The organism is Mycobacterium kyorinense, assembly GCF_001672775.1.
Lineage (GTDB): Bacteria > Actinomycetota > Actinomycetes > Mycobacteriales > Mycobacteriaceae > Mycobacterium > Mycobacterium kyorinense_A.
This window is the reverse complement of the sequence record NZ_LZKJ01000110.1, coordinates 1-8,938: the sequence shown is the minus strand read 5'-3', so window position 1 is coordinate 8,938 and position 8,938 is coordinate 1. Positions and strand designations below refer to the sequence as shown.

General features: G+C 65.0%; 1 protein-coding gene and 1 pseudogene. One reads left to right on the top strand and one right to left on the bottom strand.

The annotated features are described in order from the left end of the window. Positions 1 to 200: pseudogene (locus tag A5707_RS24480) on the bottom strand (hypothetical protein); the annotation flags it as partial. Here A5707_RS24480 and A5707_RS11815 point away from each other — a divergent pair. Further along, the coding region (locus tag A5707_RS11815) for a non-ribosomal peptide synthetase (RefSeq protein ID WP_232000706.1) at positions 199 to 8,938 on the top strand (8,740 nt) is incomplete at its 3' end. The pseudogene A5707_RS24480 and the gene A5707_RS11815 overlap by 2 nt on opposite strands.

The window sequence follows — 8,938 nt, the reverse complement described above, 5'->3', positions numbered from 1 at the left end:
CGCGCCGCAGTAATCACCGACGAGCGACGCATGCCCAACGCCTTGGACAATTCGTCGATGCCGGCAACGGCGGACGGGTCCAATTGAATCGGCGCTGACGTCTCATCGCGGTCGCGCCCGCCGGAGTCGCGCACCGACCGAGAACTCACTTCGCCGTCCGCCGTTGCCGGCATCGACGAATTGTCCAAGGCGTTGGGCATGCGTCGCTCGTCGGTGATTACTGCGGCGTGTGCGTTACTGGTGCGTGGAAGCGACACCGAAGGCTCAGACGTCGTGTTCGACTTTCCGGTCAGCAGGCGGGTTCGGCCGGAAGTAAAGCTGGTGCCCGGGATGATTTCCGGGGTGGTCCCGCTGGTATTCAAGCCTTTGCCGGATGCTACGGTTGCCGATTTTTGTGAACACGTCGACACCCAAATGCGCGAGGCGCTGCAGCATCAGCGGTATCCTGTTCATGCTATCGAAAATAAATCGCGTCTCCGCGGAACCGAGACCGCGTCTAATCGGGTAGCCGTCAATTTTATTCCGACCACGCATATGGCAGACCTCGCTGGTTCTCCGGTATCGGCGACTCTGACTCATGATGGTCTCGGGGATCAGTTTAGGTTGGTCTTTTTTAGGGACGAGGATCAGCTTTTCCTGAGCACACCGGGCGCCGGGGAACTGTTTTCCAATTGCGATACCCGCGAATTAGTAGCGCGGTTGGAGCGGGTGTTTGTGGCGATGGCTGCCGATCCGACGCGGCGGGTGTCGTCGGTCGATGTGGTCGACGCTAGTGAGCATCGGCGGCTTGGTGAGGTGGGTAACCGGGCGGTGTTGGGCGTGGATGCGCCTGTTGGGGTGTCGATTCCGGCGTTGTTTGGCGAGCAGGTGGCTCGTGTGCCGGAGGCGCTGGCTTTGACCTTCGATGGCCATTCGATGAGCTATCGGGAGCTTGATGAGGCGTCGAATCGGTTGGCGCACTTGCTTGTTGAGCGGGGTGCGGGTCCGGGTGAGCGTGTGGCGCTTGTGGTGGAGCGTTCTGCTGGGGCGATTGTGGCGATGCTGGGCGTGCTTAAAACCGGTGCGGCCTATGTGGCGATCGATCCGGGTCATCCCGATGCGCGGGTCGAGTTCATGCTGGCCGATGCCACCCCGATCGCCGCGCTGACCACCGCGGATTTGGCCGGGCGCCTTGGCGGGCATGAGGTGGCGGTCATCGACGTCGACGATCCCGCTGTGGACGGTCAGCCCTCCACGGCGTTGCCGCCACCGGGGCCTGATGATGTGGCGTATGTGATTTACACCTCGGGCACCACGGGGGTTCCTAAGGGGGTGGCGGTTGCGCATCGCAGCGTGACCGCACTGTTGGCCTCGTTGCGGACGCTGCCTGATCCGGGGGTGTGGTCGCAGACGCATACGTTGGCCTTCGACGTTTCAGTGTGGGAGATCTTTGGGGCGTTGTTGCGCGGTGGCCGGGTGGTGGTGGCACCCGATTCGGTGACTCGCTCGCCGGAGGATTTGCACGGCTTGCTGGTTGGTGAACGTGTTGATGTGTTGACGCAGACGCCGTCGGCGGTGGCGGTGTTGTCGCCGCGTGGGTTGGAGTCGGCGGCGTTAGTGGTGGTCGGGGAGGCCTGTCCGGCTGAGGTTGTCGATCGGTGGGCGCCTGGTCGGGTGATGCTCAATGCCTATGGGCCCACCGAGACCACGATGTGTGTGGCGATCAGTGCGCCGTTGGTGTCTGGGTTGGGGGTGCCGATCGGTGCGCCGGTGGCGGGTGCGGCGTTGTTTGTGCTCGATGGCTGGTTGCGTCCGGTGCCGGTCGGGGTGGTCGGTGAGTTGTATGTGGCCGGCGGCGGGGTGGCCTATGGGTATCGGCACCGCTTGGGGCTGACGGCGTCGCGGTTTGTGGCGTGCCCGTTTGGCGGTGTGGGGTCACGGATGTATCGCACCGGGGATTTGGTGCGCTGGGGTGCTGATGGGCAGCTGCAGTATCTGGGGCGCGCCGATGAGCAGGTCAAGATCCGCGGCTATCGCATCGAATTGGGTGAGATTCAGGCCGCGCTGGCCGCGCTGCACGGGGTCGAGCAGGCCGTGGTGGTGGCCCGGGAGGACCGCCCCGGTGATAAGCGCCTGGTCGGTTATGTCACCGAGTCGCTAAGCGGGGCCCTAGAGCCTGCGGCTGCGCGCGCGGCATTGGCTGAGCGCCTGCCGGCCTTTATGGTGCCCGCAGCGGTGGTGGTGCTCGAGGCACTGCCACTTACCCCCAACGGCAAACTCGACACCCGCGCCCTGCCCGCACCCGAATACGCGGCGGGTGAATATCGCGCCCCGAACGGTCCGGTGGAGGAGGTCTTAGCCGCTATCTACGCCCAGGTGCTGGGTCTGGAGCGGGTTGGGGCGGATGATTCGTTCTTCGATTTGGGCGGCGACAGCATTTCGGCGATGCGGGTGATCGCTGCGGTCAACAAGTCTCTGGATACCAGTGTGGCGGTGCGGGTGTTGTTCGAGGCCCCCACTGTTTCCCAGTTGGCGCCGCGACTGGGCGCCGGTGGAGATGTGTTGGAGCCGTTGGTGGCTGGCGAGCGGCCGGCGGAGGTGCCATTGTCGTTTGCCCAGAACCGGTTGTGGTTCATCGACCAATTGCAAGGCCCCTCACCCGTTTACAACATGGCGGTGGCCTTGCGGCTGGGCGGAAGCCTGGACCCCGCGGCATTGGCGGCCGCGTTAGCCGATGTGGTGGCCCGTCATGAAAGCTTGCGCACGGTATTTCCTGCGCCCGACGGTGTTCCGCAACAGCTAGTGGTCCCGGTAGAGCGGGCCGATATGGGTTGGCGAGTCGTTGATGCCAGCGGCTGGGCCGCTAGCCGGCTGCAGGAGGCCATCGAGGAGACGACAAGTCACTGTTTTGACTTAGCGAGCGAGATCCCGTTGCGAGCGCGACTTTTCCGCGTTGCTGAGGATGAGCACGTGCTCGTGGCGGTAGCCCACCATATCGCTGCCGACGGCCTGTCGATGGCCCCGCTAGTGGCTGATCTGGGTGCCGCTTACACCAGGCGATGTGCCGGCGAGGCTCCCGGCTGGGCGCCGTTGGCGGTCCAATACGTCGACTACACGCTGTGGCAGCGCGCGCAATTCGGTGAGCTCGACGACAACGAGAGCCCGATCGCCACCCAGTTGGCCTACTGGCAACAGGCTTTAGCGGGCATGCCCGAACGCCTGGAACTTCCCACTGATCGACCCTACCCGTTGGTGGCCGACTACCGCGGGGCCAGCGTCGCCGTGGACTGGCCAGCCGAATTACACCAGCAGGTCGCCCAGGTGGCTCGTGACCACAACGCGACCAGTTTCATGGTGATGCAGGCCGCCCTGGCGGTGTTGCTGGCCAAGTTGAGCGCCAATTCTGATGTGGCGGTGGGCTTCCCGATCGCCGGACGGCGCGACCCGGTCCTGGACGAGTTGGTCGGCTTTTTCGTCAACACCTTGGTCTTGCGGGTCGACGTGGCCGGTGATCCAACCCTCGGCGAAGTGTTGGCGCAGGTGCGGGCGCGCAGCCTGACCGCCTATGAACACCAGGACGTCCCGTTCGAGGCGCTGGTCGAGCGGCTCAACCCGACCCGAAGCCGGGCCCACCATCCCCTGGTCCAAGTGCTGCTGGCATGGCAGAACTTCGCCGGGCACTCCAGCGACCCCGTCACCGGGCTGGGTTTGGGTGACTTGCACGTCACGCCGATGCCGCTGGAAACCCACACCGCCCGGATGGATTTGACGTTCGCCCTGGCCGAACGTTGGACTGACAGCGGTGCACCTGCGGGGATCGGCGGATCGGTGGAGTTTCGCACCGATGTCTTCGACGCGCCCAGCATCGAGGTCCTGATTCAGCGGTTGGAGCGGGTTTTGGTGGCGATCACCGCCGACTCCGCACAGCGAGTGTCGTCGGTGGATGTGCTGAATGCCGGCGAGCACGCTCGGTTGGATGGGTGGGCTAATCGTTCAGTGCTGAGCTTGCCGCCGGCGGGGCCGGCGGGATCCATTCCGGTGTTGTTCGCCGGGCAGGTGGCGCGTGCTCCCGAGGCCGCGGCATTGACCTGTGACGGCCGCTCAATGAGCTACCGCGAACTCGACGAGGTAGCTAACCGGTTGGCGCACTTACTGGTTGACCAGGGTGTGGGTCTCGGACAGTATGTGGCATTACTGATGGAGAAGTCCGCTGAGGCGGTCGTCGCAATATTGGCGGTTCTCAAGACAGGGGCGGCGTATCTGCCCATCGATCCGGGCCATCCCGATGCCCGGATCAAGTTCATGGTTGACGATGCTGCGCCGATCGTTGCGATCACCAGTACCCGGTTGGCTGACCGGCTGGTCGGGTGCGATGTGGCGGTCCTCGATGTCGCTGACCCCCGCATCGATAGTTGTCCGTGTACTGCGTTGCCAGCGCCAGCGGCTGACGACATTGCGTATCTGATTTACACCTCGGGCACCACCGGCGTTCCCAAGGGCGTGGCGGTCACCCACCGCAACGTGACCCAGCTGCTCGCGTCGTTGGATACCGAGCTGCTGCCTCCCGACGCGTGGCCGCAGTGCCACTCGTTGGCGTTCGATGTCTCGGTGTGGGAGACCTGGGGCACGCTGCTGCGTGGTGGGCGCTTGGTAGTGGTGCCCGATTCGGTGATTCGTTCGCCGGCAGACTTACACGAACTGCTCGTTGCTGAGCAGGTCACCGTGTTGACTCAGACGCCTTCTGCGGTCGCGGCGTTGTCGCCGCACGGTTTGGAGTCGACGGCGTTGCTGGTAGCCGGGGAGGCCTGCCCAACCGAGGTAATGGATCGGTGGGCGCGTGGGCGGGTGATGGTCAACGCCTACGGACCCACCGAAACCACGATGGTCGTGACGATCAGTGCGCCACTGATACCCGGCTCGGGGGTGGTGCCGATCGGCTCACCGGCGCCCGGAGCAGCGTTGTTTGTGCTGGACAAGTGGTTGCGCCCGGTGCCGGTGGGCGTGGTGGGCGAGTTGTACGTGGCCGGCCTGGGTGTGGCCTATGGCTATCTGCACAGGTCGGCCCTGACGGCGTCGCGGTTTGTGGCTTGTCCGCTCGGGGGCCCCGGGGCGCGGATGTATCGCACCGGAGATCTGGTGTCTTGGGGCCCCGATGGGCAATTGCGGTATCTGGGGCGTGCCGATGAGCAAGTCAAGATCCGCGGCTACCGCATCGAGTTGGGTGAGATTCAGGCCGCGCTGGCTGGCTGTGCTGGCGTGCAGCAGGCGGCGGTGGTCGCCCGAGAGGACCACCCCGGCGACAAGCGGTTGGTCGGGTATGTCACCGGAACCGTTGATCCGGCCCAGACGCGTAGCGCGCTGGCTGAGCGGTTGCCGGCCTATATGGTGCCGACGGCGGTGGTGGTGCTCGATGCGCTGCCGCTGACGGTCAACGGCAAACTCGATACCCGCGCCCTACCGATACCCGAGTACACCGGCGGAGAGTATCGCGCCCCGAACGGTCCGGTGGAGGAGGTCTTGGCCGGCATCTACGCGCAGGTGTTGGGCCTGGAGCGGGTCGGGGCGGATGATTCGTTCTTCGATTTGGGTGGCGACAGCATTTCGGCGATGCGGGTGATCGCTGCGGTCAACAAATCCTTGGATGCCGGCGTGGCGGTGCGGGTGTTGTTTGAGGCGCCCACGGTCGCGCAGTTGGCGCCGCGTCTGGCCGCTGGCGGAGATGTGTTGGCGCCGTTGGTAGCTGGTGAGCGGCCGGCGGTTCTGCCGTTGTCGTTTGCCCAGAACCGGTTGTGGTTCGTTGATCAATTGCAGGGGCCGTCACCGGTCTACAACATGGCGGTAGCGCTGCGACTGGGCGGACGCCTCGATGCTGAGGCGTTAGGTGCCGCACTGGCCGACGTGGTGGTCCGCCATGAAAGTCTGCGGACACTGTTTGCGGCTCCCGATGGCATCCCCCAGCAGTTAGTAGTAGCCCCCGAGCAAGCCGACTTCGGCTGGGACGTCGTTGATGCCAGCAGATGGCCGACGAGCCGACTGCAGGACGCCATCGAGGAGACCGCGCGCCATTGCTTCGATTTGGCAACTGAGATCCCTTTGCGGGCACGGCTTTTCACCATCGATGAAGACGAGCATGTGTTGGTGGGGGTGGTACACCATATCGCCGCCGACGGGTGGTCGATCGCCCCACTGGTGACTGATTTGGGTGTGGCGTATGCCGCCCGGTGTGCCGGGCAGGCTCCGGGTTGGTCGCCGCTGGCCGTGCAGTATGTCGACTACACGCTGTGGCAGCTCGCGCAATTCGGTGAACTCGACGACAACGAGAGCCTGATCGCATCCCAGCTGGCCTACTGGGAAGAGACCCTGGCCGGGATGCCGGAGCGTCTGGAGCTTCCCACTGATCGGCCCTACCCGGCCGTGGCGGATTACCGCGGCGCCAGTGTGGCGGTGGAATGGCCGACCGAACTGCAACATCAAATTGCCCGGGTGGCCCGTGAGCACAATGCGACCAGTTTCATGGTGCTGCAGGCCGCGTTGGCGGTGTTGCTTGCCAAGTTGAGCGCCAGTTCCGATGTGGCGGTGGGGTTCCCGATCGCCGGACGCCGCGATCCTGCGCTCGATGCTTTGGTGGGGTCTTTCGTCAACACGTTGGTGTTGCGGGTCGATGTGTCCGGTGATCCCACCGTGACGGAGTTGCTGGGCCAGGTTCGTGCGCGCAGCCTGGCCGCCTATGAGCACCAGGACGTGCCCTTCGAGGTACTCGTCGAGCGGCTCAACCCAACCCGGTCGTTGACCCGTCACCCGCTGGTGCAAGTGGCGCTGGCGTGGCAGAACAATCAGCCCGCCACATTGAGTTTGGGTGATCTGCAGGCCACCCCGCTGCCGGTGGACACCCACACTGCCCGCATGGATTTGACATTCTCGTTGGCGGAGCGTTTCGCCGAGGACGGCGAGCTTGCCGGTATCGGCGGGGCGGTGGAGTTTCGCACCGACGTGTTCGACGCGGCCAGCATTGAGGTCTTGATCCAACGGTTCGAGCGGGTGCTGACGGCGATGACCGCAGACCCGAGTCGGCCGCTTTCGTCGATAGAACTGCTCGATGCGACTGACTACACGCAGCTGAATGTAATTGGTAATCACGCCGCGTTGACCCAGCCGGAAACCGAGTTGGGGTCGATCCCGGTGGCGTTCGCCGCGCAGGTCGCCCGCGCCCCGGAGGCGGTGGCACTGCGTTTCGACGGCTTGTCGATGACCTATCGAGAGTTGGATGAGGCAGCTAACCGATTGGCGCACTTGCTAGTTGAGCGGGGCGGCGGTCCGGAGCAGTGTGTGGCGCTGCTATTGGAACGTTCGGCCGCGGCGGTCGTAGCCATGCTGGCGGCGCTCAAAGCAGGAGTGGCGTATCTGCCGATCGACCCAAGCCATCCCGATGCGCGGATCGGGTTCATGGTGGCCGATGCCGCGCCGATCGCGGCGATTACCACCGCCGATCTGGCCGGGCGGTTCGACGGGCACGACCTGGCGATCATCGATGTGGACGACCCCGCCCTGCGCACCCAACCCAGCACTGCACTGCCGCTACCGGAGCCGGACGATATCGCGTATCTGATTTACACCTCGGGCACTACCGGAGTGCCCAAGGGAGTGGTGGTGACTCACCGCAACGTGACCCAGCTGTTGGCGTCACCAGATGCCAATTTGCCGCGCGCGGGCGTGTGGTCGCAGACGCATACCTTGGCCTTCGACTCCTCGGTGTGGGAGATCTTCGGTTGCCTGCTGCGCGGCGGGCGGTTGGTGGTGGTGTCCGATTCGGTGGCGCGCTCGCCGGATGACTTCCATGAACTACTTGTTGCCGAGGGCGTCGACATCCTCGGGCAAACGCCGTCTGCGGTGGCGGCATTGTCGCCGCAGGGACTTGAGTCAGCGACGCTATGGGTAGCCGGGGAGGCCTGTCCGGCCGAGGTGGTGGACCGGTGGGCGCCCGGGCGGGTGATGGTCAACGCTTACGGCCCCACCGAGACCACGATGATTGTGACGATCAGTGCGCCGTTGATACCGAGGTCGGGGGTAGTGCCGATCGGTTCACCGGTGCCCGGGGCCGCGTTGTTTGTGCTCGACGGATGGTTGCGCCAGGTGCCGGCCGGGGTGGTGGGCGAGTTGTATGTGGCCGGAGCCGGATTGGCATATGGATACCGGCACCGGGCCGGGTTGACCGGGTCGCGGTTTGTGGCGTGTCCCTTCGGAGGTGCCGGGGCCCGGATGTATCGCACCGGAGACCTGGTGCGCTGGGGCCCCGACGGGCAACTGCGCTATCTGGGCCGTGCTGATGAGCAGGTCAAGATCCGCGGCTATCGCATCGAACTGGGTGAGATTCAAGCCGCGCTTGCCGCACTCGACGGTGTCGAGCAGGCGGCGGTGGTTACTCGCGAGGAGCGCCCTGGTGATAAGCGGCTGGTCGGTTATGTGACCGGGACCGCCGAGCCAGCGGCCGCGCGGGCTGCCTTGGCGGAGCGGTTGCCGGCATTTATGGTGCCGGCGGCGGTGGTGGTGCTGGATGCGCTGCCGCGGACGGTCAACGGCAAACTGGATATTCGCGCGCTGCCCGCGCCGGAGTACACCGCTGCTGAGTATCGGGCGCCGACCAACGCCGTTGAGGAAATCCTTGCCGGTATCTACGCCCAAGTGCTGGGGGTGGCGCGAGTCGGGGTCGACGACTCGTTCTTCGATCTGGGCGGCGACAGCATTTCAGCGATGCGGGTGATCGCGGCAGTCAACAAGTCGTTGGATGCCGGTGTTGCGGTTCGGGTGTTGTTCGAGGCGCCGACGGTTGCGCAGTTGGCCCCGCGACTGGATGCCAGCGGGGATGTGTTGGCGCCATTGATAGTTGGCGAGCGGCCAGAAGTGGTGCCATTGTCGTTTGCCCAGAACCGGCTGTGGTTCATTGACCAGTTGCAAGGGCCGT